Source organism: Labedella endophytica, assembly GCF_003990045.1.
In the GTDB taxonomy this organism is placed as follows: domain Bacteria; phylum Actinomycetota; class Actinomycetes; order Actinomycetales; family Microbacteriaceae; genus Labedella; species Labedella endophytica.
Window position 1 is genome coordinate 290,173 of record NZ_RZGZ01000004.1, and the last position, 26,143, is coordinate 316,315.

General features: G+C 70.7%; 23 protein-coding genes. 13 read left to right on the top strand and 10 right to left on the bottom strand.

What is annotated here, in order from left to right; translation table 11 throughout:
* From ELQ94_RS14750 to ELQ94_RS14785, 8 genes are all read left to right on the top strand, one after another.
* On the top strand, window positions 1–1,221 hold the full coding sequence (locus ELQ94_RS14750) for an ROK family transcriptional regulator (RefSeq protein ID WP_127051114.1): 1,221 nt from the start codon (window positions 1–3) through the stop codon (window positions 1,219–1,221).
* Window positions 1,222–1,352: 131 nt separating this feature from the next.
* A complete protein-coding gene (locus ELQ94_RS14755; RefSeq protein WP_127051115.1) occupies window positions 1,353–2,627 on the top strand; it encodes an ABC transporter substrate-binding protein in 1,275 nt (424 codons plus the stop codon).
* A 4-nt stretch (window positions 2,628–2,631) separates the two neighbouring features.
* On the top strand, window positions 2,632–3,621 hold the full coding sequence (locus ELQ94_RS14760; protein WP_208007746.1) for a carbohydrate ABC transporter permease: 990 nt from the start codon (window positions 2,632–2,634) through the stop codon (window positions 3,619–3,621).
* The gene (locus ELQ94_RS14765) at window positions 3,618–4,535 is read left to right on the top strand and encodes a carbohydrate ABC transporter permease (protein ID WP_127051116.1); all 918 of its coding nucleotides are present in this window, start codon (window positions 3,618–3,620) and stop codon (window positions 4,533–4,535) included. The genes ELQ94_RS14760 and ELQ94_RS14765 overlap by 4 nt, the downstream gene beginning before the upstream one ends.
* Before the next feature lie 5 nt (window positions 4,536–4,540).
* A complete protein-coding gene (locus ELQ94_RS14770; RefSeq protein ID WP_127051209.1) occupies window positions 4,541–5,893 on the top strand; it encodes a sulfatase family protein in 1,353 nt (450 codons plus the stop codon).
* 77 nt (window positions 5,894–5,970) lie between these two features.
* A complete protein-coding gene (locus ELQ94_RS14775) occupies window positions 5,971–6,150 on the top strand; it encodes a hypothetical protein (protein WP_127051117.1) in 180 nt (59 codons plus the stop codon).
* A gap of 35 nt (window positions 6,151–6,185) precedes the next feature.
* A complete protein-coding gene (locus tag ELQ94_RS14780) occupies window positions 6,186–7,865 on the top strand; it encodes an ABC-F family ATP-binding cassette domain-containing protein (protein ID WP_127051118.1) in 1,680 nt (559 codons plus the stop codon).
* Between the two features lie 70 nt (window positions 7,866–7,935).
* A complete protein-coding gene (locus tag ELQ94_RS14785; protein WP_127051119.1) occupies window positions 7,936–8,373 on the top strand; it encodes a DUF3054 domain-containing protein in 438 nt (145 codons plus the stop codon).
* A 164-nt stretch (window positions 8,374–8,537) separates the two neighbouring features.
* Here ELQ94_RS14785 and ELQ94_RS14790 read toward each other — a convergent pair whose 3' ends face one another.
* Window positions 8,538–10,166 (bottom strand): helix-turn-helix transcriptional regulator, encoded by a 1,629-nt coding sequence (locus ELQ94_RS14790; RefSeq protein WP_127051120.1) that lies wholly within the window; start codon window positions 10,164–10,166, stop codon window positions 8,538–8,540.
* A 293-nt stretch (window positions 10,167–10,459) separates the two neighbouring features.
* Here ELQ94_RS14790 and ELQ94_RS14795 point away from each other — a divergent pair, with 293 nt between their 5' ends.
* Both ELQ94_RS14795 and ELQ94_RS14800 read left to right on the top strand, forming a co-directional pair.
* Complete coding sequence (locus tag ELQ94_RS14795; protein WP_127051121.1) at window positions 10,460–13,033, top strand: Ig-like domain-containing protein; 2,574 nt, start codon at window positions 10,460–10,462, stop codon at window positions 13,031–13,033.
* 144 nt (window positions 13,034–13,177) lie between these two features.
* Window positions 13,178–14,182 carry an aldo/keto reductase family protein gene (locus ELQ94_RS14800; RefSeq protein WP_127051122.1) on the top strand — a complete coding sequence of 335 codons (1,005 nt, stop codon included), beginning with the start codon at window positions 13,178–13,180 and terminating at the stop codon, window positions 14,180–14,182.
* Between the two features lie 184 nt (window positions 14,183–14,366).
* On the opposite strand, the gene ELQ94_RS14805 is transcribed toward ELQ94_RS14800, so the two are convergent.
* From ELQ94_RS14805 to ELQ94_RS14830, 6 genes are all read right to left on the bottom strand, one after another.
* A complete protein-coding gene (locus ELQ94_RS14805; RefSeq protein ID WP_127051123.1) occupies window positions 14,367–15,011 on the bottom strand; it encodes a hypothetical protein in 645 nt (214 codons plus the stop codon).
* 48 nt (window positions 15,012–15,059) lie between these two features.
* On the bottom strand, window positions 15,060–15,509 hold the full coding sequence (locus ELQ94_RS14810; protein ID WP_127051124.1) for a hypothetical protein: 450 nt from the start codon (window positions 15,507–15,509) through the stop codon (window positions 15,060–15,062).
* A gap of 275 nt (window positions 15,510–15,784) precedes the next feature.
* The gene (locus ELQ94_RS14815; RefSeq protein WP_127051125.1) at window positions 15,785–16,594 is read right to left on the bottom strand and encodes a glycosyltransferase family 2 protein; all 810 of its coding nucleotides are present in this window, start codon (window positions 16,592–16,594) and stop codon (window positions 15,785–15,787) included.
* Window positions 16,591–17,649 (bottom strand): glycosyltransferase, encoded by a 1,059-nt coding sequence (locus tag ELQ94_RS14820; protein WP_127051126.1) that lies wholly within the window; start codon window positions 17,647–17,649, stop codon window positions 16,591–16,593. Before ELQ94_RS14820 ends, ELQ94_RS14815 begins: the two co-directional genes overlap by 4 nt.
* Complete coding sequence (locus ELQ94_RS14825) at window positions 17,646–18,776, bottom strand: glycosyltransferase (RefSeq protein ID WP_127051127.1); 1,131 nt, start codon at window positions 18,774–18,776, stop codon at window positions 17,646–17,648. Before ELQ94_RS14825 ends, ELQ94_RS14820 begins: the two co-directional genes overlap by 4 nt.
* Window positions 18,773–19,885 (bottom strand): glycosyltransferase, encoded by a 1,113-nt coding sequence (locus ELQ94_RS14830; RefSeq protein ID WP_127051128.1) that lies wholly within the window; start codon window positions 19,883–19,885, stop codon window positions 18,773–18,775. The genes ELQ94_RS14825 and ELQ94_RS14830 overlap by 4 nt, the downstream gene beginning before the upstream one ends.
* A gap of 123 nt (window positions 19,886–20,008) precedes the next feature.
* Between ELQ94_RS14830 and ELQ94_RS14835 the strand changes: the two genes are divergently transcribed.
* Genes ELQ94_RS14835 through ELQ94_RS14840 form a run of 3 tightly spaced genes read left to right on the top strand, consistent with a single transcriptional unit; the run spans window position 20,009 to window position 23,378 of the window.
* Window positions 20,009–20,914, top strand: a complete 906-nt coding sequence (locus ELQ94_RS14835) for a WcbI family polysaccharide biosynthesis putative acetyltransferase (protein WP_127051129.1) — start codon at window positions 20,009–20,011, stop codon at window positions 20,912–20,914.
* On the top strand, window positions 20,911–22,038 hold the full coding sequence (locus ELQ94_RS17370; protein ID WP_166404836.1) for a glycosyltransferase family 4 protein: 1,128 nt from the start codon (window positions 20,911–20,913) through the stop codon (window positions 22,036–22,038). Before ELQ94_RS14835 ends, ELQ94_RS17370 begins: the two co-directional genes overlap by 4 nt.
* Before the next feature lie 2 nt (window positions 22,039–22,040).
* On the top strand, window positions 22,041–23,378 hold the full coding sequence (locus tag ELQ94_RS14840) for a glycosyltransferase family 2 protein (protein ID WP_166404838.1): 1,338 nt from the start codon (window positions 22,041–22,043) through the stop codon (window positions 23,376–23,378).
* An 81-nt stretch (window positions 23,379–23,459) separates the two neighbouring features.
* Here ELQ94_RS14840 and ELQ94_RS14845 read toward each other — a convergent pair whose 3' ends face one another.
* The 3 genes from ELQ94_RS14845 to ELQ94_RS14855 all read right to left on the bottom strand — a co-directional run bounded on the left by ELQ94_RS14845 (window position 23,460) and on the right by ELQ94_RS14855 (window position 25,889).
* Window positions 23,460–24,125 carry a hypothetical protein gene (locus tag ELQ94_RS14845; RefSeq protein ID WP_127051131.1) on the bottom strand — a complete coding sequence of 222 codons (666 nt, stop codon included), beginning with the start codon at window positions 24,123–24,125 and terminating at the stop codon, window positions 23,460–23,462.
* A 38-nt stretch (window positions 24,126–24,163) separates the two neighbouring features.
* Window positions 24,164–24,820, bottom strand: a complete 657-nt coding sequence (locus ELQ94_RS14850) for a J domain-containing protein (protein ID WP_127051132.1) — start codon at window positions 24,818–24,820, stop codon at window positions 24,164–24,166.
* 217 nt (window positions 24,821–25,037) lie between these two features.
* Complete coding sequence (locus ELQ94_RS14855; RefSeq protein ID WP_127051133.1) at window positions 25,038–25,889, bottom strand: aggregation-promoting factor C-terminal-like domain-containing protein; 852 nt, start codon at window positions 25,887–25,889, stop codon at window positions 25,038–25,040.
* Between the last annotated feature and the right edge of the window lie 254 nt (window positions 25,890–26,143).

Below are 26,143 nucleotides of genomic sequence, written 5' to 3' on the forward strand. Positions count from 1 at the left end.
ATGTTCGCGGAGAGTGCCGTCGTAGGGAGTGTCGGCGACATCGGCCGCGTGAATGCGGCGACGGTCGTGCGCTCGCTCCTGCGCGACGGCCCGATCGCGCGGACCGAGGTCGCTGAGCGCACGGGCCTGACGCGCGCCACGGTCACGCGTGCCACGGCCAAGCTCATCGACATGGGCATCGTCGTCGAAGGGGAGCCGATCCGGTCCTTCGGTCGACCGATGATTCCGATCGACGTGCGCGCGGAAGATCGCGTCGTCGTGTCGATCCATGTGGGCGTGACGCTCACGCGTATCGGCCTAGTGGACGTGCGCGGGCGCATCCTGCAGGAGCGGAAGCGGTTGCATGTCACCACGGAGCCGGCCGGCCTCGTCGACGACGTGTGCCAGGTCGCCCGCGAGATGCTCGCGGAGCATGCTCCGGACGCCGAGGTGATCGGGGTGGGGGCGAGTATCGGAGGCTGGGTCGACACGGAGTCCGGAGTCGTGGTGCGGTACACGCCCCTCGGATGGTCGGACGTGCCGCTCGTCACGATGATCGCGGAGCGGCTCCACCTGCCGGTGCTGTTCGACCACATGGTGCGCGGGATGGCCCTGAGCGAGATGATGTTCGGTTCCGCGCGCGACGTCGGGGACTTCCTCCAGATCTACGTCGGCGACGTCCTCGGCGCGGCGTCCGTCGACGCCGGCATCATCCGCCGCGGTCCGCGCGGGGCCGCCGGGTCGATCGACCACCTTCCGGTCTCCGGCGAGTCGACGCGCACCTGCTCGTGCGGACGACGGCACTGTGCCCAATGGCTCGTAACCGACCGTGCGGTCCGCGACGACGCGGTCGCCCTCGGCCTCGCGGGCGCGGGCGTGACGATGGACGACCTGGTCGCGAGTGATGACGACGGGGTGCTCGGGCTCCTCGACGAGCGGGCGCGCCTCCTCGGCGAGGCCGTCGGCCTGCTCATCGACTTCGAGAATCCCTCACTCCTGCTGCTCGCGGGACCACAGACGCGGCGTCCGGGGTTCCTCGAGGCGTTCCGCTCGGGACTCTCTGTTCGCAGCGACCACGGGGGCGATCTGGACCTCCCGGTGCGCATCGCCGGGTTCGGCGACAGCACGCCCACCCCGGCGTCCGCGGCGCTCTGCCTCGATGCGTACTACCGCGACCCCATCGGCTATCTCACCGCCCTGCGCGCACCGACCGTCCCGCCACAGGAGGCCTCCACCGGGTGACGGACCGCCGGCGATATCCGGCCGGTGCGTCGTCTCCGATCCCTTGACGCCACTTATTTGCATAGTGTAAACAAGGCCGTGGGCGATCGAAGAACGCCCGGGCACGTCCAGACGTCAAAGGAGAAGTTCGGATGAAGAAATCTGTCATCGCCACCGCGGTAGCGGTCGGGATCGTCGTGTCACTCGGCGGGTGCTCGGCCTCGTCCGGTGGCTCGGAGGGTGGAACGGTCGAGCTCGTGTTCCGACAGTTCGACCCGGCCAACCAGGTCGAAGGGCTCCAGACGGCCATCGACACGTGGAATGCCGACAACCCCGACATCCAGGTGACGCTCGAGACGCTCAGCCCGGACAACCCCCAGCAATTCGCACGCGAGGCGAACTCGGGCTCCGGCCCCGACATCCAGCAGATGGGATACGCGAACGTCGCCCTGCTGGCCAACCCGAACATCCTCCTCCCCCTCGACGATCTGATGGCCTCCGACCCCCTCGACCAGGCGTACGACGATTTCCTCGCCACCGACATGACGACGATCGACGACACCACGTGGGGTATCCCGTGGACGGCGGACACGATGGCTCTCGTGTACAACCCGGCGGTGCTCGACGAGTACGGGATCGACGAGACCCCGAGCACGTGGGAGGACTTGGCCGACGCGGCCCAGACGATCTCCGACGACAGCGACGGCGTGGTGCAGGGCTTCTGCTTCGCGGCCTCGAGCGCGCCGACGTCGGCGCAGTGGTTCCCCATCAACTACTACCTGTGGGATCACGGCTGGAACCTCGTCGAGCAGGACGGCGACGAGTGGACCACCGGCGTCTCGAGCTCCGACCTCGCGTCGACGATCGACTACTTCTCCGAGATGTTCTCCTCCGGTGCGTCGTCGACCTCCAACATCGCCATCGCCGACTACGCCGACCCGCAGATCGCCGGGGCCCTCTCCGACGGGTCCTGCGCCATGTCCTACGAACCCCCGCAGTCGTTCCGCGCCATCGAATCCGCGAGCGACGCCGAGCTCATGACGGCTCCGATGCCCGGCGGCCTCACCGACGGATCGACGCACCTCGGCGGTCGGGCGTTGGGCATCAACCGCAACACGGAGCACCCCGAGGAGGCGTGGGAGGTCGTGAAGTACCTGACGAGCGCGACCACGTTCGAGACGTACCAGCAGTACCCCGCGTCGAAGGCGACCCTCACCGATATCGATGTCCCCGAGTCGGAGGTCGGCTACACCGAGCAGCTCCCGCACTCCGTCGCCTTCGGCAAGTACATCGGGTCGGACATGCCGCTCGCCACCATCCAGCAACTCGTCGTCCAGCAGTTCTCGGCCGTCTACTCCGGCCAGTCGGACAGCCAGACGGCGGCCGAGGCGATCCTCGCGGGCATCGAGTCCGGCATCGGAGGATGAGCCGATGACGGTCGAACTCGACATGGTGACGGACAGCGCCCCGGCTCGGTCGGTCGATCCGCGACGGGGGAGGCGGTCGGAGCGCAACGGCGGCCGGCGTGCCGCTCGACGCGAGCCATACCTGCTCATGTTCCCCGCGCTCCTCGTGATGGCGGCGCTCTTCCTCTTCCCCGCCGTGTACAACACGGTGCTCGCGTTCCAAGAGCTCACGCCGTACCAATCACCGGGAGACGCGACCTGGGCGGGAGGGGACAACTTCGTCGCCCTCTTCACGAATCCGGCGACGGGGTCGGCCGCCTTCAATACGGCGTTCTGGCTCACGGGCGTGACGGTCGTCGTGCGGCTCGTGTTCGGGCTCGCGCTCGCCGTCGTCCTCCAGAGCGCCATCCTGGAACGTTGGCGAGTGCGCGGACTCGCCCGCACGCTCGTCCTCGTGCCGTGGATGGTGCCGCCGGTCGTCGCCGTCGCCGCCTGGCGCTGGATGCTCGACGGCAACACCGGGGTCATCAATCAGACCCTCGTGTCGCTCGGGCTCCTCGACCAGGGCGTGCCGTTCCTCGCGCAGACGAGCACCGTCTGGTTCGCGGTCGACGCCATCATCGTGTGGCGAGAGCTGCCCTTCGTGGTGATCGTCCTCATGGCCGGTCTCCAGTCCATCCCGAAGGAGCAGTACGAGGCCGCCCAGCTCGATTCGGCGGGACGCTGGCAGCAGTTCCTCAACGTGACCCTCCCGAATCTCCGCCCGGTCATCACGGTCGTCATCCTCATGACCGTGATCGCGACCTTCAACAACTTCGTCTACGTCTGGCTCGCCACGGGCGGGGGGCCGGGGACGTACACGCAGGTGCTCGCGACACAGCTCTACTCGACCGCCTTCATCGGTAACGACCTGGGCGGCGGCGCGGCGATCGGCATCGTCATGACGGCGGTCATGGCCGTCTTCGCCGTGGTCTATCTGCGAGCGTCGAACACCGTCGGGAAGGACGAACGATGACCGCGCAGACTGTCGACGCGCTTCCCGGTGCCCCTCGAACCCGCGCGGCGTCCACCGGCAGGATGAGGAAGAGAAGGGACGCGGGAACGAGACGGCCGTCCGATCTGCTCCTGCTCGTGCCGCTCTTCATCGTGCTCGCCCTTATCGTGTTCCCGGTGTTCTGGATGATCTTCACGTCGCTGCGGCCGGAGCGGGCCCTGACGGGGGCGCTCGAGTGGGGCACCGTCTTCGACGGGCTCGGCTTCGACTCCTACCGCCGACTCTTCGCGGGTTCGAACTTCGGGCTCTACATCGTGAACAGCCTCGTCGTGGCGCTCGTCAGCACGGCCATCACGGTCGTCATCGCGAGCGTGGCGGCCTACGCCCTCTCGCGGTTCCGGTTCCGATTCCGCGGGCCCGTGCTGCTTGCTGTCGTCGCCACCCAGCTCCTCCCCTTCGTCGTCCTCATCACGCCGATCTATCTCGTGTTCTCGCAGCTCGGCCTGCTCAACTCCTATGTCGGTCTGACGGTCGTGTATGTCGCGATGACCCTGCCGCTCGCGATCTACCTGATGATGGGCTACTTCAACACCATCCCTCACGGGCTCGACGAGGCTGCCCGGATCGACGGCTGCTCCACTGTCTCCGTCATCTTCCGGGTCATCATGCCCATCGCCTGGCCGGGGATCGTCACGGTCACGGTCACGTCGTTCATCGCCAGCTGGGAGGAGTTCCTCTTCGCCGGTGTACTCATGACGGACGAGACGAAGAAGACAGTACAGGTGGGACTGTCGGGCTTCTTCGGCGAGTACGCGACCGACTGGGGGGTCGTCATGGCCGCATCCGTCGTGGCCGCCGTGCCGACGATCGTCCTCTTCACCACCATCCAGAAGAGACTCGTCGCCGGCATGGCTGCGGGCAGCGTGAAGGAGTGACCTCGATGCAGGAACCGACGGACGGCGACCGCGCCCGACCGAACATCGTGATCATCTACGCCGACGACCTCGGCTGGGGCGACCTCGGAAGCTTCGGAGCCGACGACCTCGACACCCCCGCGATCGACGAGCTGGCTCGAACAGGAGTGCGCCTCGACAACTGGTACTCGAATTCCCCGGTCTGCTCGCCGTCACGCGCGTCGCTCCTCACCGGTCGCTATCCGGCGCACGCCGGCGTGGAATCCATCCTCGGCGGTGCCCGGCGGACGGTGGGACTGCCTCCGCAGCGTTCGCTCGCGGACGAGCTGCGCGATCGCGGATACGCGACGGGCGTGTTCGGGAAATGGCACCTCGGCGTCGACCCCTCGTCGAGCCCGCAGAGGTTCGGCTTCGACGAGCACTTCGGGTTCCTCGCTGGGTGCGTGGACTACTACTCGCACATCTTCTACTGGGGCGAGAACGATCCCGTGCACGATCTCTGGGAGGGCGAGGAGGAGGTGTGGCGCAACGGCGAGTACCTTACGACTCTGATCGCGCGCGAGGCGGCCGCGTTCGTCGAGAGGAATGCCGGTGCGCCCTTCCTCTGCTTCGTCCCGTTCAATGCCCCTCACTACCCGCTGCACGCGCCGGAGGAGTACATGCTCCAGTTCGCGCATCTGCCGCGAGACCGGCAGATGATGGCGGCGATGATCAAGGCCATGGACGACGGGGTCGCGCACATCGTCGCCACGCTGGAACGGTTGGGCCTCCGGGAGAACACCGTGGTGTTCGTGTCGTCGGACAACGGGCCGTCGATCGAGGACCGCAACTGGCTCGGCGGAGAGGAGATCGCCTACGCGGGAGGATCGGCCGGCGGGCTGCGGGGGTACAAGGGGTCGCTCTTCGAGGGAGGGGTGCGCGTGCCGGGGATCATGTCGTGGCCGGCCGGTCTGCCGTCCGGATCGGTGAACAGCTCCGTCGGCGTGATGATGGACCTCGTCCCTACCCTGCTCGACATCGTCGACGGTGCCGGCGCGGGTCCGGCGCGGGGCCCCGGCTCCTCGCCGCCCGACCACGACGGGGTCTCGCTCCTCGACGCGCTCGCTGCCGGTTCCGCCGCCGAGGACCGTTGGGTGTTCTGGGAGTACGAGGGTCAGCTGTCCGGGCGATGCGGCGACTGGAAGATCGTCCGCGACGCGTGCGAGAGCATGGGGGTGCCCGTCGCCGAGCCGCTCGCCCTGTACAACCTCAGGGACGACCCCACGGAGCGCGACAACCGAGCCGATTCCGAGCCCGAGCGTCTGCGCGAGATGCTCGCCGAACTGGAGCGGTGGGCGGAGCGCGTCGAGGGTTGGAGGGACCCGGCGACACGTCGCTGACCGTGCCGGGCGGTGCGTGGACGGACGTGGCCGGCACGTGTCTTGCGGTGCCGGTCTCGAGTTGACAGCCTGGAGTGATGGATCCGCTCTCGAGTCTCGCTCTGACTGTCGTCTTCGCCGCCGTCGGGTTCTACACCCTCTACTGCGTCGTCCGAGCGGCGGTCGCGGGAGGAATCCGCGACGCCCGCGAGAAGGAGCAGCGATCTGCTGATGCGCGCGAGGCGGCCGCACCGAGCGAGCATCCACCCGCGCACTGATCGGACCGCACTCGCCGCCGCGAGAGAATGGACGGATGAGCGCTTCTCTCGTGGCCAAGGGCCTCGCCGGCGGGTACGGCCACCGCACGCTGTTCGACGGACTCGACCTCACCGTCGCCCCGGGCGATGTCGTCGGCGTCGTGGGAGCGAACGGTGCGGGCAAGTCCACGTTGCTGCGCCTGCTCGCCGGGGTCGACGAGCCGCAGGCCGGTTCGATCACCCTCAACCCGGGTGACGCGTTCGTCGGCTGGCTGCCGCAGGAGCACGAACGCGTGCCCGGCGAGACCGTCGTGCAGTACGTCGGTCGCCGGACCGGCTGCACGCAAGCGACGGCCGACATGGACGCGACGGCGGCGTACCTCGCCGATCCGGACGCGGCGCCCGCCGGAGTGGACCCGAACGACGCGTACTCCGCGGCGCTCGACCGCTGGCTCGCGAGCGGCGCGGCGGACCTCGACGAGCGTCTGCCCGTCGTGCTCGACGACCTCGGCCTGGCTAGTGGCGGCGCCGTCGGTCCCGACAGCGCGATGACGTCCCTGAGCGGCGGCCAGGCGGCGCGGGTCGGTCTCGCGGCGCTGCTCCTCAGCCGCTTCGACGTGGTCCTCCTCGACGAGCCGACGAACGACCTCGACCTCGACGGCTTGGACCGCCTCGAGCGCTTCGTGCGCGAGCAGCGCGGCGGCGTCGTGCTCGTGAGCCACGACCGCGAGTTCCTCACGCGCTGCGTCACGACGGTGCTCGAGCTCGACCTCGCGCAGTCGTCCAACCGCGTCTTCGGGGGCGGCTACGACGCGTACCTCGAGGAGCGCGAGACCGCCCGCCGGCACGCGCGCGAGGCGTACGACGAGTTCGCGGACAAGAAGGCAGACCTCGTGGGCCGCGCCCGCACGCAGCGCGAGTGGTCGAGCCAGGGCGTGCGCAACGCGATGAAGAAGGCCCCGGACAACGACAAGATCCGGCGCAAGGCGTCGGTCGAGTCGAGCGAGAAGCAGGCGCAGAAGGTGCGCCAGATGGAGAGTCGGATCGCGCGCCTCGACGAGGTGGACGAGCCACGCAAGGAGTGGAAGCTCGAGTTCACGATCGGTGAGGCGCCGCGTTCCAGTGCCGTCGTCTCCACCCTGAGCGGCGCCGTGTTCCGGCAGGGTGACCCGGGGACGAGCGAGTTCGTGCTCGGCCCCGTGTCTGTGCAGGTGAACGGCGGCGACCGCATCGGCATCACCGGTCCGAACGGGGCGGGCAAGTCGACGCTCCTGCGCGGACTGCTCGGGCGTCAGGCGCCGGACGACGGCGCGGCCTCGCTCGGATCGAGCGTCGCGATCGGCGAGATCGATCAGGCGCGCGCCCAGCTCACCGGCGAACGCCCGCTCGCCGACGCCGTCGAGGCGATCCTGCCGGACTGGCCGCAGGCCGAGGTGCGCACGCTGCTCGCGAAGTTCGGACTCAAGGCCGACCACGTCTCCCGCCCGGTCGACGAGCTGTCGCCGGGGGAGCGCACGCGTGCGGGACTCGCGCTCCTGCAGGCGCGCGGCGTCAACGTGCTCGTGCTCGACGAGCCCACGAACCACCTCGACCTCGCGGCGATCGAACAGCTCGAGCAGGCGCTGGACTCCTACGACGGCACCCTCCTCCTCGTGACGCACGACCGCCGCATGCTCGACACCGTGCGTCTCGACCGTCACTGGCGCGTCGAGGACGGGACGGTGACGGAGCTGTGAGCACGGACACGGTAGCGCCGCACGTCGTTGGGCGTCACTGGCGCGTCGAGGACGGGACGGTGACGGAGCTGTGAGCGAGGATCGGCCCCGCGGCCGGGTCGTTGCGACATTCTTCGCGCTCGACCTCGTGCTCGTCGTCGCCTTCGCGGCGATCGGCCGGCGCACGCACGACGACGGAGACATCCTCGGCCCGGGCGGCCTCGGTCTCGCCCAGACGGCGTGGCCGTTCCTCGTCGCGCTCGCCGTGGGCTGGGGGATCGCCCGGGCCTGGCGGCGACCCGTCGCTCCGCTCCGCAGCGGAGTGGTGATCTGGATCACGACGGTAGTCGGAGGCCTGCTCCTCCGCCTCGCGAGCGGCCAGGGGACCGCGACGGCGTTCATCGTCGTCACGACGCTGACGCTCGGTCTCCTCCTCGTGGGGTGGCGGCTCGTCGCGGCCGCGATCGCCCGCCGCCGCGGTCCTCGGTCGACGAACCACCCCTCGGCGACAGGGAACCACCCCGTCTGAGCTGTGCCGACGGGCCTGCGCCCGGACAGAATCGGAGAGGGCCGGTGCGTCGGCCGTGCGTGAGCGATCCTGAAGCGTTCACGGGGCGGGCCGGCCGCGAAACCGGCCCGCCCTTTCCGCACTCCTGACTCGAGCTTCCGCTCCGAATCGGAACACGCCGGGCTTCAGCGAAGGCCCGCCCGCCGTGCGTAGTCCGCCGCCTGATGACGCGTTCGCACCCCGAGCATCGTATAGATGTTGGTCAGGGCGCTCTTGAGGGTGTTGACGCTGATGTACAGGCTCGCGGCGACCTCGGTGAGGGGCCGGTCGGTCATGAGGGCGCGGAGGATCTCGGTCTGACGGGGCGTGAGCGCTGCGAGCTCAGGGGATCGCTCACCGTGCGCCAGGCTGAGGATGCGCTCGCCGACGTCGCTCGGCATCCTGCTCGCGAGACGGTCGAGCGCGCCGGTCGGGAGCAATCGGTACGGCGAGTACAGGCGGGCCGAGTCGATCACCGCTTGCGCCTGCAGTGCGGTGTCGACCGCGTAGGCGGTCTTCTTCAGGCTGTCGAGAGCGGAGGCTCGCACGAGGAGGCCGCCCGCGAGGCCGCGGGGCGTCCGCGTGTGCTCGAGCGCTTTCGCGCTGTGCGACGCGGCCTGCTTGAAGGCGCCGGCGTGCAGCGCCTCGGTGGCGACGGTGAGGTGCTCGATGCTCGTCGCGGGATCGGTCAGGCGCACGGCGTGGGCCGAGCCCGGTCGGAGGATGGACAGACGGAGTCGAGCGGCCTGTAGGTAGCGGGCATCCGCCGGAGCGGTCCGTTCGCCCTCGGAGTGGCGATCGACCTCGTGCTCCAGATGCGCGTGCAGCGGGGCCGCCTCCGCCGGGGTCCGAGCGGCGAGCAGGGCGACCCACAGTGCCGCGGCCCAATACTCTCCCACGGGCACGACGGTCAGTCGAGTCTGCTCGGCGGCCGCTCCCTGGAAGTCGTTGCGATCCAGCTTGACGAGCGCGCGAGCGAGGTAGAGAGGGGCGTCGTAGCGCGCGTTCGGCTCGAGGCGGTCGGCGCGTTCGATCCAGGACTCGGCCGGGGTCAGCTGCCCCTGGGCTGCGTAGAGCCAGGCGAGGTGCGATGCCGCCCGTCGCGCGAGGAAGCGCTGCCCCGTGAGCTGGGCGAGCTCGTACGCGCTCTCGTACTCGGCGGCGGCGCCCGGTTCGTCGTTCGCCTCCATGGCGCGGGCCCACTGCAGTCGGAGGTGGGGGAGCGTCAGGGCGATCTCCGCCCGTTCCTCCGGGGTGCTGCTCGCGAGTATCTTACGAGCCGACGCGACGATGGCCATCACACCGGACGTCGCGCCCGCGCTGCGGGCGGTGGATACCTGGCCCGTCAGGAGGATCAGACGTTGCGTGAGCGAGGCGTCGGCGGCCGACGCGAGGTGGTCCAGGCGCGCATCGTGGGAGAAGCGGCTCGTGTCGCCGTCGCTGAGAACACGCTGCAGGTAGTTGGCCGCGACGACGAGTCCCGGCTTCTCGAGGATGGCGTCGCCCGGAAGGGAACGGATCGCCGAGAGGAGCTCCTGAGGTGCGACGACCATGAGCTCGTCCCAATGCCGCCCGATCAGGTCCGTGGCCTCCGGCCAGCCGACGGTCGACGCCCGGTCCTGCATCCGTCGGACGAGCTCGTCCGGCCCGGCGATGTTCGCGTCGACAGTGTTCGCGTCCTCGTCGTCTCCGATTCGCACGGTGGTGCGCACTCCCTCGGTTCGGTCCTCGATGTCTCGGTCGGCGAGATACTCGGCCGCCGGGCCCTCGGACATGCTAGGTACTCGATGAGGGAGTTCCCGACCGCCGTCACCCGTCTCCGTCATCCCCTCTGCCCGTGCGGCGCGAGTGCCCCGTGCCCCCTGGCCGGCATCACCCCCCACGCCGTGCGGGGTTGAAGCGTGCCCCTCTCGGGGGACTCGGCGGGTGGAGTACGCCGCAGACGGGGTGGCCGGTGCCCGTTCCGCCTCATCGGGCTCGCTGCGGACTGTTAGCTGAGGGCGCTCCGCACTCCCTGCAGGGTTCCATCGCCCCGAGGGGCAGTCGTCTCACCGTGAAAGGATCGTCCGTGCGATCGTCAGAAAATCCCCGTCCGCCGAGCCGCGCGCTCCCGAGGCTCGCAGCGGTGGGTGTCGCCACGGCCCTGACGTGCGGCACCGTCGTCGGCCTCCCGCAGGTCGCCTTCGCTGCCGACCCGTTCTCGCCCTCGGACATGATCGCCACGCAGTCGAACTCGTCGGAGATCGTCGCGCTGGACCGCGTGACCGGCGAGACCACCGCCGTGCTCACCGCACCGAACGGTGCGACGGGGCTCAACCAGATCGGTCTCTCGGGCGATGGCGGCACGCTCATGCTGACGAACACCAGCACGATCTTCGAGTACACGGCGTCCACCGAGGCGTGGGAGACCACGTCTCGTGACGGCGTGACCGTCGCCAACACGATGGGTGGTGTCGACCCCGTCTCCGGGCTGTTCTACTTCGGCGGACAGTCCGACGGGTCGACGTTCACCTTCGCCACCTACGACCCGGCTACGAACTCCGCGTCGACGGACCTCCTCACCGTTACCGCACCGAACGCACCCGGCGGCAACGGAGACGTCGCCTTCGACAGCCGGGGAAACCTCTACGTCGTCTCGAGCAGCGCGACCGCCGCCCAGGTGTACCGCGTCGACGCGGAACAGCTCGCAGCGGGTGGGGAGGTGACGGCCACGACGGTCGGACCCGTCATCGACGACGCGGGCACAGCCCTCAACTCAATGGCCTTCGCGGACGACGGCTACATGTACATCGCGGGCAGCGGCGCCAACGGCTTCCTTCAGGTCAACCCGATCACCGGCGCGATCCTCGAACGACGAAACCTCACCATCGGCATCACGGACCTCGCAACGAACGCGGTTCCGTTCACCGCGTCCGTGACCACGGAGCTGCCCGACGGTCGCTTCAACCCGGACGACCAGTTCACGGTGTCGATCGGCGGCGGAGGCATCAGCACCGGCAACACCGGCACGACGACGGGAACGGAGACGTCCGAGACCGTCGGCCCGCTCCTCATCCTCCCCGGTGAGACCTACACGGTCGAGCAGACCCCGGCCGGCAGCACCGACCTGGACAACTACGAGACGGTGTGGACGTGCATCGACCCCGCGACCGGGACCGTCATCACATCCGGGACCGGCAGTAGCGGCTCCTTCACGGTTCCCGACGGCGTCAACGATGTCTCGTGCACCTTCACCTCGACGCCTCTGGCGGCCCCCGTCGCGAACGACGACGAGGATCTCGACAATGTGCTGGGCGCCCCCGTCACGGTCGGCGTGATCGGCAACGACACCGGCGACCTCGACCCGACCACTGTGCGCATCGTCGACGGCGACAGCACCGTCACCGAGCTCGAGGTTCCGGGCGAGGGCACGTGGACGGTGGACCCGGAGACGGGCGCGATCACGTTCACTCCGGAGGACGGCTTCTCCGGAAACCCGACGCCGATCACCTACGAGGTGTCCGACGACCGCGGCAACACCGCGACCGCCGAGGTCACGGTGGCGTACGCTCCCGAGGCCGCCGACGACGAGAGCCTGAACAACGCGCTGGGCACCCCGGTCACGGTCGACGTCGTCGCCAACGACCTCGGTGAGATCGACCCGACCACCGTCGGCATCCGGAACGACGCGGGTGACCCCGTCGCCGAACTCGTCGTCACGGGGGAGGGAACCTGGACGGTCGACCCGACCACGGGTGCGATCACCTTCACCCCGGAGGACGGCTTCTCGGGCAACCCGACGCCGGTCACGTACGAGATCTCCGACACGCTCGGCAACGTGGCGACCGCGGATGTCGTCGTCACCTATGTGCCCGAAGCCGCGGATGACGAGTCGCTGAACAACCCGCAGGGCGCTCCCGTGACGGTCGGTGTGACCGGCAACGACCTCGGCGAGATCGACCCGACCACGGTCGGCATCATCGACGCGGACGGCAACACCGCGACGGAGCTCGTCGTCGAGGGTGAGGGTACCTGGACGGTCGACCCGGAGACGGGTGACATCACGTTCACCCCGGAGGGCGGCTTCTCGGGCAACCCGATGCCGATCTCCTACGAGGTCAGCGACGTCGCGGGCAACATCACAATCGCCGACGTGATGGTGACATTCATCCCGAAGGCCGCCGACGACGCGTCGCTCGACAACCCGCTGGGCACGTCCGTGACGGTCGGTGTGACCGGCAACGACCTCGGCGAGATCGACCCGACCACGGTCGTCATCATCGACGCCGGCGGCAACCCGGTGACGGAGCTCGTCGTCGAAGGCGAGGGCACGTGGACGGTCGACCCGATCACGGGTGCGATCACGTTCACCCCGGAGGACGGCTTCGCGGGCGACCCCACGCCCATCACCTACGAGGTCAGCGACGTCGCGGGGAACATCACCACCGCGACCGTCACGATCACCTACGCGGCCGCTCCCGTCGCGCCGCCGGTTCCCGGTGACGACGACGAGGCGCCGGCCCCGGCCCCCGCACCGGCTCCCGGCCCGGACCTCGCCGTGACGGGTGGCGATGTGTTGACGGTCGCGGTCGCCGGTCTCGGCCTCGTCCTCCTCGGACTGGCGCTCGGGCTGCTGCGCCGCCGCCCGCACCAGCAGGGCTGATCGGCGAACCGCGCGGAACGACAGGGCGGGCCCCGCAGTGAGAACTGCGGGGCCCGTCCTGTCGTCTGCTTGCGCCCCGTAGCGAGCACACTCCGCCCGCACAACCCGGATGCGCGTACATGTTGCGGGTCTAGCGTTGAACCCATGGAATTCCGATACCTCGGCAACAGCGGACTCAAGATCTCAGAGATCATCTACGGCAACTGGCTCACCCACGGCTCCCAGGTGGAGAACGACATCGCCACGAAGTCGGTGCGGGCGGCCCTCGACGTGGGCATCACCACGTTCGACACGGCGGACGGCTACGCCAACGGCGCGGCGGAGACCGTGCTCGGCGAGGCCCTCAAGGACGAACGGCGCGCCGGCATCGAGATCTTCACGAAGGTCTACTTCCCGACCGGACCGATGAAGCACAACGACACCGGCCTCTCCCGCAAGCACATCCGGCACTCGATCGACGAGTCGCTCAGCCGCCTGCAGACCGACTACGTCGACCTGTACCAGGCGCACCGTTACGACTACGAGACCCCGCTCGAGGAGACGATGGCCGCGTTCGCGGAGGTCGTCCGTCAGGGCAAGGCCCTCTACATCGGTGTGTCCGAGTGGACCGCCGAGCAGCTCACCGAGGCGCACAAGCTTGCCGACGACCTCGGCATCCAGCTGGTGTCGAACCAGCCGCAGTACTCGATGCTGTGGCGGGTCATCGAGGAGAAGGTCGTTCCGACCTCCCGCGATCTCGGCATCTCGCAGATCGTCTGGTCGCCCATCGCTCAGGGCGTGCTCACCGGCAAGTACAAGCCGGGCGCCGAGCTTCCCGAGGGAAGCCGTGCGACGGATGAGAAGGGTGGTGCGGACATGATCAAGCGGTTCATGAACGACGACACCCTCTCGCGCGTGCAGAAGCTGCAGCCGATCGCCGACGACCTGAACATCACGATGGCACAGCTCGCCGTGGCGTGGACCCTCGCAAACGACAACGTCGCGGGTGCGATCGTCGGTGCGTCGAAGCCGGAGCAGATCGAGTCGAACGCGGCCGCGGCCGGTGTGAAGCTCGACTCGTCCGTCCTCAGCGCGATCGACGAGGCGCTCGGCGACCTGCCCGAGACGGACGCCTCGGAGACGAAGTCGCCGGAGGGCCGCCTGGCCTGACGGGTCCTCCCTCCCCGCACTGCCTGTCCCTTGGGCTTTGCGCACGCAACTGACAACCGCGGGTGAAATTTCACCCGCGGTTGTTCGTTGCGTGCGCAACTGCACGCCCTCGGCCCCCCGGTGGCGCCGATCACGGGCTGCCGCCACCCGCTTCGACAGGCTCAGGGGGCGCGTATTGGGCGGCTCAGCGGCGGAGGTAGGCCGGGATCGTGCCGTAGTCGCGGATCGCGAGACCCCGGGCGTCCGCCCACCAGGAGCGTCGGCGCCGGTACCGCCAGAGGCCGAAACCGCCGAGGCCCACGCCGAGGACGATGATGAGGAGCGACGGCCACAGGTCGTCGACGCCGAGCTCGAACCCGTACCCCGCGGTGGCCAATCCCGCGGTGACGAGGGCCAGGCCCGACCCGCAGACGAGGAAGACGAGCCCGATGATCGCGACCACGAGGTCGGCGACCGGAGTGCGCGGTGTCCACGGGAAGTACGCCATGAAGCCGGAAGAACCGCCCACACCGGGGTCGACGCGACCGAGTCGTCCCGTGATGCTGTGGAGACGCATCTGATCCCGGGTCTCCGCGAGTTCGGACGGTGTGAACCCCTCGAGGACGATCCACCCGGACCCGCTCGAGTGACCGGCGAAGTGGTACACATCGAGTCTGTCCGTCTCGGAGGGGGAGTACTCGCGGGTGTAGAAGACGGCGAGGTTCGAGAACCGCTGCACGCCGTTGAGCCACACCCGGTCGAGCGGCATGGTGTGCTCGGACTGGATAAGTGCGCCCGAGGCGTCGGCCTCCAGGACGAAGCGGATGACGGCTGGCGGTTTCTTCGGCACGGCCTCATCCTGGCGGATTCAGAGCGGCCGCCGCGACCGCGCCGCGACTCACTGCGCCGGGGAGGCGGCCTTCTCGTCGGGGTGATTCGGGGTCCAGCCGTACCAGCCGTCGTCGGTCGGTGCGACGGCCCAGTCGCCGCACGCGAAGACCGTGTCGATCTTGTAGGCGTCCGGGGCCCCGTCGATGGCGAAGGTCGGGGCGGACTGACGGTCGACCTCGGCGCACTTCGACAGGTCGAGGTCGGTGTCGCTCGTCGCGAGGAGGCTGGCCGGATCGCCCTCGGTCGACTCGTGCACGGAGATGTCGGTCGCGTCGGCAGGGAGCCACGGCGCGGTCTTGTCCCACTCCGCGGAGAGGGCCGCGCTGTCGGCGTACGTGCCGGACGACTCCTTCTGCAGCGTCTGCTGGAGTGAGCACCCGCTGAGGGCGAGAGCGGCGACGGCGGTGGTTGCGAGGGTGAGGGAGAGCGTGGTGCGGCGGGTGCGTGTGCTGTTCATGATCCGATCGTCGCTCGTGGGGTACCCGCGCCGCGTCCGCCCATGGTCGTCGCCGTCTCGTCCCCGAGGATGATCCGCCGGGTGGACGCGAAACGTCACGTCCGCGCGCACCCGACGACAGCTTGCGTCCACCCGGCGGAAGCGTCCCCCTCGGGTGGACGCGAACGGTCGTCCGAACACGCCGCGAGCGACGATTCGCGTCCACTCGAGGCCCTCGCTCCCTGAGCTTGTCGAGGGGGGGCAACCGGGGTGTGTCGCGACCCGCCTCGGCGGGTTCAGCGGGCGGGTGGCACCCGGCGCCAGTCGCCGTCCACGTTCTCGACGGCGCCGGCCTCGGCGAAGGCCTCGATCCAGCCGAGCATCGGCCAGCGCCCCCAGGTAGAGGCGAAGAGGCGTCCGTTACGGAGGATGTCGTCGAGGTGCTGCCACGGCGGCTTTGACGTGGCGTGGTACTGGTGGAGCGCATGTGCGCCACCCACCCAGTGCAGGGTGGCACCTGCCGCTCGGGCGCGGTGGGCGAAGTCGGTGTCCTCGCCGCCATAGCCCTCGTAGCGTTCGTCGAAGCCGCCGATCGCGTCCCACGTTGCCGCGGTGCACGCGAACGACAGCGACCAGAAGAGGTCCCACTCGGCGTCGGTCGCCGCTTGGACGGCCCCCGCCGTCGGCGCGGGGCGAGCGGCGTGCGGAGCGAGCGAGCGGTCGGCCTCCGCGGGCGATGCCGGGATGACCCCCGCCGGCAGGTACGTCACCGGTCCGCAGAGCAGCGTACGATCCTGGCCCGCGGACCGCTCGTACGCCCCGATCATGTCCGGGTGCGGGAGGCAGTCCACATCGAGGAACACGAGCAGGTCCGCTCCGCGCGCGATCGCCTCGGCGGCCCCACGGTTCCGTCCCGCGGCGAGGCGCAGGCCGTCGGCGCCGGGAGGCACGTGCAGGGCGTCGCCACCGAATGCGTGGTCGGGCTCGGGATCCAATTGCACGACGACACGGATGCAGTCCGGTGCGACGATCCGGATCCACTCCTCCTGGCGGCGCAGGTGATCGAGGCGCGCCGCGGATGCGAGCGTGATGATCGCGGTCGTCACGCCTCGACCCCGACGGGACGTGCGAGCCCGCGGATGAGCTCGGCGGCCGACACCGCGGCCGAATCCACCCGCCAGGACTCCCAGCGCGGAGCCGTCGAGCGTGCACGATCGAGCGCCTCGCCGATCGCATCCGGGTCGGGCCAGGAGCCGAGCGATACGGCGAGGCCGTCGCCCTCGAGCGCGCGCGCCGTCGTGACCTGCTCCTCGAAGGGCCGCTCCTGCGGCACGACGATCGCGGGCCGTCCGGCGGCGGCGATGTCGGCGACGCTGTTCTGGCCGGCCGCTGAGATCACGACCTCCGCCCGACAGATCGCGTCCCACGGATCGTCGGCGAAGGTGTCGGGGAGGAACCCGGCGCTCCGCCAGGACACGTCCGGGAAGCGCGCCGTGAGCGTGTGCCACACGGCGGGCCGCTCGGCTGCCTCTCCGATACCGCCGAGGAGCAGGACGGACCCGCGCTCCACCTCCGCGCGCTCCCGCCCTGCGTGCCGCGAGATACCACCGACGGTGTGGAGCCGTGCCTGCGCGTCTCCGAAGGCGGACAGGTCGTGCGCGCCCTCCGGCCACGGGCAGATGATGACGTTCGCCACGTCGAAGGCGAGCCGGTGGGGCGCGTCGGTGCGCGGTCCGGGCTGCGAGAACAGCGCGAGCGGCAGGCCGAGCAGGCGCACGAACACGGCGACCTCGGCCGAGACGTCCACCACGAACGCGTCGAGCGACGCGGCGTTGGCGGCGATAAGCGACAGCCGTTCGCGGTGACCCCGGTGCCCGAGGGGCGCCCAGTGGAGGCGACCGCCTGCCGTCGGTTCGGCGGCGTAGGGATCGAGCACGCGGCCGTCGTGGTCCTCCACCGCATTGTCGATCGGCAGGCGCACCCAGTCCGTCCGCTCGGGCAGAGGCGACGGTGGGGTCATGCTGCTGAACACGGTGACGTGCGCGTCGACGTGCGGACGCACGGCCAGGAACCGGGCCACGTGCCCGTGGCCGTGGTGGTGCACGTACCAGCCGATCCGCGGCGTCGAGGTCGCGGCGGTGTCCTCGGGCACGGTCGTCACGCGAGCAGGTCCTGTCGCTCGGCCGGAACGGGGCTCTGGATGGTCTCGCGCATGAGATCCTCGAGCTCGAACGCGTGCCGCCGGAACGAGAAGCGGCGGGCCGCGTCGGCACGGGCCGCACGGCGCAGGGCGGGGGAGGACGCGTGCACCAGGGAGGCCACGCCGGCCGCGAGGGCGTCCACGTCGCCGCCGGGTACGAGGCGCACGGCGGGATTCGACCCCGCCACTTCCGGGACACCACCGCGGGAGAACACCGCGACGGGCGTTCCCGTGGCGAGCGCCTCCGCGACGACGAGACCGAACGGCTCGTCCCACACCGGGGTCACGAGGGCGGCGGCACTGTGGCCCACGAGCCGGGCGAGTTCGCGCGCCCGCAGCTCGCCCCGGTAGACGATGCCGTCACCGAGCATCGGGGCGATGACGTCGTCGAAGTACGCGGCGTCGCCGACCCGGCCCACGAGGTTGAGCCCCATCCCGAGCCGCCTCGCCGCGTGGATCGCGAGGTGAGGTGCCTTCTCGGGCACGACCCGGCCGAACCATGCGAGCGACGGACCCCCCGGGCCGAGCCGCCACGTGGCCGTGTCGACCATGTTGTGCTGCACCGTGATGTTCCGCACGCCCGCCTGCTCCCAATGCCTCGCGGTGTACTCGCTCACGGCGATGAGGCGCGTACTGCTGACCTCGATCCCCTCGAGCAGTGGCACGAGCGGAGGCGTGTGCAGCGTCGTCATCATCGGGACGCCGATGTCGTTCGCGCGCATGACGGGCAGCGGGTGCAGGCTGTGGTTGTCGACCACGTCGATCTCGCTCGCGTTGAACGCGATCCAGTCCATCGCCTCGTCGAGCGCGCGCTCAGCCCGTCGGAGATAACCGGGCGGGTAGGTGGAGTCGGAGGCGCCGCGGTCGACTCCCCACCGTACGGCGGGCAGGGTGAGCGCGGGGGCGGACGGTGCGGGGTGCGACCCCTCCACTCCGCAGACGAGCACGCGGTGGCCGCGGCTGCGGAGGAGGCGGATGCGGTTGTACACAGCGGCCTCGAGCCCGCCGGCGTGCGGTTCGCCGAGGGGGTGCCGCAAGGGGGCGATGACCGCGATCGTGAGGGGAGCCCCCGTGGCGAGGCGCGTCATCGGAGCACCTCCCGGTAGAGGCTCTCGTGCTCCCGGGTGATCGCGGTGCGCTGCACGCGGCGCTCCTGCTCGCGGGCCTCGACGAGCTCATGGCGCTCGGGGGAGCCCGGCGCGGTCGCGGTCGCGAGGGCGGTCTCGAGCGCCGCGGCGACGCTGCCACCGTCGGCCGGGTCGACGACGAACGAGTCCGCGGGGTGCTGCTCGGCGATGAAGCCGACGGGCGCGGTCACGACCGGGACGCCGAGGTCCCAGCAGAGCTCGGCCCACCCGGAGTGCGTGCCGAACCGGTAGGGCAGCACGGCGACCGTCGCCGCCGACAGGGAGGCCGCGAGGGCCGCGTCGTCGTAGCGGGCGTGGCGCTGGAGGGTCAGGCGGGACGCCGCGTCGACGATCGAGGCGATCTCGGCGAGCTGGGCCTCGTCGCGCACGTTCTCGTTCACGTCGACGATCACGCGGAACGGCGAGGTCTGCTCCGCCCGGTCCGCGGCGGCCGCGAGGGCGCGCACCGTGCCGAGGCCGTCGATGTTGGGGCGCAGGTCGCGCAGGTGCACGATCACGATCGCTTCCGTGGTGCCGTCCGCGGCTCGCGTGCCGACCGACCCGGAGGCCGCCGCGTCGAGGGCGTCCGTCGATGCGACGCGGGGGTGTCCGATCACGCGGGCCGAGCGTGCCCAGCGGCGGTCGATCTCGCCCCGGGCGCCGGACGTGAGGGTCACGAGCGCGTCCGCCGCGGGCACGAGCAGGTCGAGGTGCTCCCGGTGGATCGCCTGGTCCGTCAGCTGCGGGTTCTCGAGATCGTGCACGGTGTAGACGAGTGGCTTGCCGGCCGCGGCCAGCGCCGCGAGCACGGCGGCGAGCTCGTCAGTCGTCGAGGACTCCATGCCGAAGTGCACGTGCATCACGTCGAAGTCGTCGGCGTGGGTCGTGACCCAGGCGGCCGAGAGCATGGCGGGCGGCCACCAGCGGTCGGTCGCCCCGTCGCGCGCCGGCGGATCGTCGAGCATCCGAACGGTCGTCGACCCCGGTTCCACGAGGCTCCGGACGTACGGGTGCTCCCCGGGCACCGCGGCCACCCGGATGGGGCGATCGGGGCGCAGGCGTGCGGGCATTCAGAATCCTTCGGATCCAGTGGATCCTGTTGCGGCCGGGGCAGCCTGTTCGACGGGCGGGGTACCCGTGCCGCACCGGAGGGGGTGCCGCTCTGCGAACATATACCGACGACAGGAGAACCCGTGACCGAGAGCACATCCCTTTCCCTGGGGAGGCGGAACCACTACTCTTCGTTCTACGGTGCGCCCGTCCCGGAGGGCCTCGCACTGGTTCTCGGCAACTGCCAGGCGGAGTCGCTGCGCATCGTCATCGACGGCCCCGACCTCCCCACCGTGCGGATCCCGCCGGTGCACGAGCTCGAGGCGTCCGACCTCCCGCATCTCGACCGTCTGCTGAGTCGAGCGTCGCTCGTGATCACCCAGCCGATCCGCGACGACTATCGCGACCTTCCGGTGGGTACACGGCAGGTCCGCGAGCGAATCGCGTCCACCGCTCGACTCGTGATCGTGCCCGCCGTGCGGCACCGGTCGCTCTATCCGGCGCAGGTGGTCGTGCGGCACCCCGACCGTCCGATCGAGGATCCGCCGATCGCGCCGTACCACGACCTCCGCACGATCGCGGAGGCGCTCGGGAACGCGCGTCCGCGGCTGCGGCCGGACATGGTGGCTGCGATCGCGGAGGAGTCCACTGCTGCGCTGCGCCTGCGCGAGGACCGCAGCGGAGCCGTGCGCATCTCCGATGTCTTCGACCGCCCGCGCTTCGATCTGCTCCGCACCCTGAACCACCCGGGCAACCCGGTGTGGGAGACGCTCGCGCGGCGCGTGAGGGCCGAGGTGGGTCTCGCGGACACCGTGACGGATCCCGGCCGAGCGCTGCTGGCGTCCGTGATCGCGCCGCGCGAAGAGGTCGTGATCGAGACCTGGGGTCTCGACGACGCTCCCGACCCGCACTGGTACCTCGGCGGTCGGGCCGAGCCCGCGGACGAGGTCCGCGACGCGCACCTACGGTGGTACGCGGACAACCCGGACCTGCTGCGGCTCGCCGCGGATCGGCACGCAGCCGCACTCGAGCAGGTGATGTCGGCGTGAGCGGGGCCGGGCCGGTGGGTGCTCCGGCGACGTCGGACGTGCCCGCGGGGCGGCTACCCGCCCTGCTCCTGCACGACGAGCCGCGCCACGGGGTCGCGCGGTACGCCCGCGAGGTCGCGGAGGAGATCGCCCGCCTCGTGGGCCGTGATCTCGGCGTTGCGGAGTCGGAGTGGGGTGCCGGCTCGGCTCCCGAGCGTATCCACGCTCAGTTCACGGATCGGCTGTGGGCGCGCTCGCCCGAGGACGCCGCCGCGCGATTCGTCGCGCTCGCCGCCGGTCGTCAAGTGAGCGTCACCCTCCACGACGTGCCGCAGCCCTCCGACGGTCACGCCTTCGAGCGCCGCATCGCGGCGTACAGCGTCGTGATCGGAGCGGCGGAGCTCGTGATCGTCAACAGCCGCCACGAGCTCGCGCTCCTCGACGAGGTCGGTCTGCGTCCGGCCGCCCCCGTGGTGGTCGCCCCTCTTCCCGCATCCCCAGCGCTCCACCTCCCGCCGAGCGCTACACGACCTTCTGTAGCGCTCGGCGAAGGGTGTAGCGCTCGAGACGAGGCGAGCGGAGCGGCGGAGTCCGGCGCACCCGGCGAGCCCGGGGCGGCAACCGATCCGACCGTCGCGGTGCTCGGCTACATCTACCCGGGCAAGGGGCACCGCGAGACGATCGAGGCCACGGCCGAAGCCGGTGTGCCGCTCGCGGTCCGTGCCCTCGGAGCGCCGTCCCCCGGCCACGAGGCCGACGCGGCGGAGCTCGTGTCCCTCGGCGCGACGCTCGGGGTGGACGTCACCGTCTCGGGGTTCCTCTCCGACGACGAGCTCATCACCGAAGCCGCGCGGGTCGCCGTCCCGGTCGTCGCCCATCAGCACTTCTCCGCATCCGGCTCGATCAATTCGTGGGTGTCGGCCGGTCGGCGTCCCCTCGTGTTGCGCACTCGGTACACCGAGGAGATGGACGCGCTGCGCCCGGGCACGCTCACCCTCGTGGACCCCTCGGGGCTCGCGGACGCGATCGCGCGCGCCCACGCGGATCCGGCGTCGACCGTGCTCGCCACAGGCACGAGCACGCGGCCGCACCTCGACGACACGGCCGCGGCCTACCTCGCCGCGTGGCGGGGGGAGGCGTTGTGAGCGTGAGCGGCCGGCCCCTCGTCGGCAACGACTGGAGCGTGCTGAACGGAACATGGCCGGATGACCCGCCGCGCGTGTCGGTGGTCGTCGCGCACTACGAACAGGCGGACGATCTGCGCCGCACGCTCACCGCACTGCGTTCCCAGACGTATCCGCGCGAGCTCGTCGAGATCGTCGTCGTGGACGACGGCTCCGCCACGGCCCCCGAGGTCCCGGACGATGTCGTGCTCGTGCGCCAGGCGGACGAGGGCTTCCGCCTGGCCGCCGCGCGCAACCGCGGGGCCGAGGCGGCGAGCGGCGACATCCTGTGCTTCCTCGACGCGGATTGCGCGCCCGAGCCCGGCTACCTCGCGGAGCTCACCCGCCTGCCCGCGCTCTCCTCCGACGTCGTGACCGTCGGTCGCCGCCGGCACGCCGACCTGTCCGCGTTGCCACCGGACGCGCCGCTCGACCGCCTTCCCGACGAGGTGCTCTTCGACGACCCGTCGTGGCTCGCGAACGCCTACGAGCGATCCGGGAACCTCTTCCACGCGGACGCCCGCTCCTACCGGTACCTGATCGGCGCGACGCTCTGCTGCAGCGCGGATTTCTTCCGCGAGACCGGCGGCTTCGACGAGAGCTTCACCGAGTACGGCGGTGAGGACTGGGACTGGGCCTGGCGCTGCTGGATGCACGGCGCGCTTTTCGCGCACGTCCCGACGGCGATCGCGTGGCACAACGGTCCGGACGCCGGGGGACGCGAGCGCGATCCGGCCGCCGTGAACGCCGAGACCCGGCGGATGGAGCGGTATATCCCGATCGCCGGCTCGCGTCCCCACGCGCTGCTCATCGGGGCCGATGGCGACGTCGGTGCCGGTGCCACCGACGGGGCGGGGGCTGGGACAGGGGCCGTCGGTGACGTCGCGGTTCGGCTGTCCGTCGCGCTGACGTCGACGCAGGCGATCATCACGGCGGACAGCATCCTTCGGCATCTGCCGACCGCTCGCGTGTTCGTCGGCGACTCCCGTGCGTTCGACGGGATGGCGGACCCGCGCATCGTCGCCGGCGAACCCCCGGCCGACGTGCCCTACCGGATCGACGTTCTCGCGCCGGTCCGCATCGAGACGGATGCGCCCGTCCGCTCCCTGCTCGAGGGTGTCGGGGTCGGCGCCGACGGTTCGGTGCGCATCGCGGACGTCGACGGTCCGCTCCTCGACCTGACGAGCGCGAGGGTGCTGGCCCGCACACGCCGCTGGGGCGACACCTCGTTCACTGCGCGCACTCTCGCGGCGACCGGTGTGGCCCGCCGCCTCCGCTCCCCGGAGCCGAGCCTCGCCGCCTACTACGGCGACTGGGACTGACCGGCGCCACCCCCTCTCCCGCCAGTTGAGGCGTTCGAGCGTCTTTCCTGCGGTGTACCGGCGCGATCGCGCTCGAACGCACTACCTGGCGGGGGAGCCGGGGGAGGGTGATGCGGGTGCGGCCGACGCGCGGCGGGCGGCGCGGCGGGAGCGCCACCACAGGCCGCCTCCGATCGTGAGTCCGAGGCCCAGGAAGCCCGTGATGAGGGCGGCGAAGACGCCACCGATCGAGCCGAGGACACCGCCGACGAACGGGAGGGTCTCGCCGTCCTCCACGATGAGCACCGACGTGGGCTCGTCGTCCGTCGCCGCAGGCACGGTGATCGTGTAGGCGCCCTCGTCCGTCGTGCGGAAGGCCGTGAACGATGCGGCCGTGAGCTGCCCGCCGTTCACGCGCGTGCTCACGGCGGGGGCGCGGTCCGCGACGGAGGTCGTGCCGTCGGGTGCGATGAGAGCGATATCACCGGTCAGGGCGCCGGAGGACTCGTCACTCGGACGCACGAGTAGGAGGGAGTACGACGTGTCGCCGTCGAGATCCACCGACGTGCTCGAGCCGGCGTCGACCGACGCGACGACGTCGTCGCCCACGGATCCGTCGCGACTCAGGATGCCCGTCGGGAGGAGCGAGGCGAAGAGGCTCACGGTCCCGATCGCGATGGCCACCGTGGCGACGAGGAGCACGATCCCGATCCACGTCAGCCAGGCGGGTCCGGTGGTGGAGATGCGGCGGGGCGCGGTCGAGGTCATGGCGTCACCCTACCGAGAGGTGATCGGTCGAGGAATGCTCAGCGACCGCGGCCGGCGGCCCGCCGGCGGCGTCGCGCGAAGCCGGCGGAATTGATCGCGACGATCGCGGGCATCATCACGAAGAGACCGAGGAGGCCGCCGATCGTCGTGATCGCGACGCCCACCACGAGGGAGACAGCGACGCACACGAGCATGACGATGAGGAAGCCGCGTCGCCCCGTGGCGGCGAAGGCGACGGCGGCCGCGATGAGGATCGCCCACCGCGTGATGGGTTCGGCGATCGTCCACGTGTAGGGCACGTCGTAGATCGAGAGGAACGCGGAGATGAGGAGCAGCCCCGTGCCGACGGCGATGAGCGCGGGGCTCGGGGCCAGGGGCACGACCACCCAGGGCGGGAACTCGTCGGAGCGGACGCCGCTGCCGCCGCCCGCGGCACCGGAGGGATCCTCGTCGAAGACGATGTAGCCGTCGGGTGCGCCGGCGCTCGCCTCCTGGCGGGCGCGGAAGCCGTCGCGCGTCCGGTCGCGACCGAGCAGCACGTTGCGCGCCTCGACGGCCTCGCGAAACGCGTCTGCGCTGCCGCCGTCCACGTCGGGATGCGTGCGGCGCGCCCGGGCGGCGAACGCCCCCGTCACGATGTGCGGCTCGGCACCGACGTCGACGCCGAGCACCTCCGCTGCGCGCTCCGGGCTCATCTGCTCAGGCTACGTCTGTTCGCGACGCGGCCCCACCCCCGATCGGGTCGCTCATCCTGCCCCGAGCCCGACGCGAAAGTGCGGACATCCGCCCTCTCTCGGGGTGAAGAGGGGCCGATGTCCGCACTTTCGCGAACCAACCTGTGGGGTGGACGCGAGATGTCGCGTCAGCGTTCCCCGGGCGACTATTCGCGTCGACGCCCGGGAACGACCGGGATCAGTACCAGTTGACGGACTGCGAGTGCGACCAGGCGGCGCACGGCGTGCCGTAGGCGCGGTCGATGTACGACAGGCCCCACGCGATCTGGGTGGACGCGTTGGTCCTCCAGTCGGAGGCCACGGTCGCCATCTTGCTGCCGGGGAGAGCCTGGGGGATCCCGTAGGCGCCGCTCGAGGCGTTCTCGGCGGTGTACGACCAGCCGGACTCCTTCTGCCAGAGGCTGCTGAGGCACGAGAACTGGCTGTCGCCCCAGCCGTAGTCGGAAGCCGCCATCTCGCGAGCCACCGCCTTCGCGCCCTCCGGCGTGTTGGCCCGAGCGAGTTCCTCGGCTGCCTTCGCGGCGGCCTCGGCGGCAGCGGCCTCGGCCGCGACCTTCTCGTCGTACGCCTTCGCGGCGGCCTGCGTGTCGTTCATGACCGTGATGACCTGGCGTGTGAGGTCGACGACCGTGTCGGTGTCGAGAGTCTCGTAATCGTCGAGCTTGTCGATCGTGGTGGTGAGGGTGGTCGCGTCGACCTTGCCCTCGGCCTCCTTCGCGACGGCGCTCGCCGTGACGATGACGGCTTCCGCCTTCTTCTCCACGTGTGCGGTGGCGACGCCTGCGTAGACGCCGAGCTGCTCGGAGCGGAGGCCGCTCGTCTCGTCGATCTGGGCCGTGACGACGGCGGCCTGCTCGGCGCTCACGCGATCGGTGATCGCGAAGCCGGAGCCGGCGGTGAGTCCCACGAGGGCGACGGTCGCGGCGACGGCGAGGCGCTTGCGGCGGGAGGAGCCGCGGGCCTTGCGGAGGGCGGAGCGTGATGCCTGGGGGAGGGGGGTCAGGGTGGTGCGGGGAGTTTCGTGGCGCATGCGTTACGTGTGGTTCTTCTCGGTCGGGGGAACGGGCACGGCGGACGGAACCAGCGAATCTGACGACTCGCGTGGTCGGCGCCGAACGCGCTCCGGACTTCTCGGTTCGGATGTCTGCGTATCGGTAATGGGTGCTGCTCGGGTGAGCGCCCGACCATCGAGGGAGTCGTTCGGGTAACGACCTCGGATCCGTCGCCGCGATCCCGGGGAATCGCGCGGTGGAAACGGCCCTCGGCGGGCACAAGTCAGCCAGT

What these genes read in the sequence shown, in the direction of transcription:
- ELQ94_RS14750 (WP_127051114.1), top strand. Translation starts at nt 1, where the DNA reads ATGTTCGCGGAGAGTGCCGTCGTAGGGAGTGTCGGCGACATCGGCCGC.
- ELQ94_RS14755 (WP_127051115.1), top strand. Translation starts at nt 1,353, where the DNA reads ATGAAGAAATCTGTCATCGCCACCGCGGTAGCGGTCGGGATCGTCGTG.
- ELQ94_RS14760 (WP_208007746.1), top strand. Translation starts at nt 2,632, where the DNA reads ATGACGGTCGAACTCGACATGGTGACGGACAGCGCCCCGGCTCGGTCG.
- ELQ94_RS14765 (WP_127051116.1), top strand. Translation starts at nt 3,618, where the DNA reads ATGACCGCGCAGACTGTCGACGCGCTTCCCGGTGCCCCTCGAACCCGC.
- ELQ94_RS14770 (WP_127051209.1), top strand. Translation starts at nt 4,541, where the DNA reads ATGCAGGAACCGACGGACGGCGACCGCGCCCGACCGAACATCGTGATC.
- ELQ94_RS14775 (WP_127051117.1), top strand. Translation starts at nt 5,971, where the DNA reads ATGGATCCGCTCTCGAGTCTCGCTCTGACTGTCGTCTTCGCCGCCGTC.
- ELQ94_RS14780 (WP_127051118.1), top strand. Translation starts at nt 6,186, where the DNA reads ATGAGCGCTTCTCTCGTGGCCAAGGGCCTCGCCGGCGGGTACGGCCAC.
- ELQ94_RS14790 (WP_127051120.1), bottom strand. Translation starts at nt 10,166, where the DNA reads ATGTCCGAGGGCCCGGCGGCCGAGTATCTCGCCGACCGAGACATCGAG.
- ELQ94_RS14800 (WP_127051122.1), top strand. Translation starts at nt 13,178, where the DNA reads ATGGAATTCCGATACCTCGGCAACAGCGGACTCAAGATCTCAGAGATC.
- ELQ94_RS14810 (WP_127051124.1), bottom strand. Translation starts at nt 15,509, where the DNA reads ATGAACAGCACACGCACCCGCCGCACCACGCTCTCCCTCACCCTCGCA.
- ELQ94_RS14825 (WP_127051127.1), bottom strand. Translation starts at nt 18,776, where the DNA reads ATGACGCGCCTCGCCACGGGGGCTCCCCTCACGATCGCGGTCATCGCC.
- ELQ94_RS14830 (WP_127051128.1), bottom strand. Translation starts at nt 19,885, where the DNA reads ATGCCCGCACGCCTGCGCCCCGATCGCCCCATCCGGGTGGCCGCGGTG.
- ELQ94_RS14845 (WP_127051131.1), bottom strand. Translation starts at nt 24,125, where the DNA reads ATGACCTCGACCGCGCCCCGCCGCATCTCCACCACCGGACCCGCCTGG.
- ELQ94_RS14850 (WP_127051132.1), bottom strand. Translation starts at nt 24,820, where the DNA reads ATGAGCCCGGAGCGCGCAGCGGAGGTGCTCGGCGTCGACGTCGGTGCC.
- ELQ94_RS14855 (WP_127051133.1), bottom strand. Translation starts at nt 25,889, where the DNA reads ATGCGCCACGAAACTCCCCGCACCACCCTGACCCCCCTCCCCCAGGCA.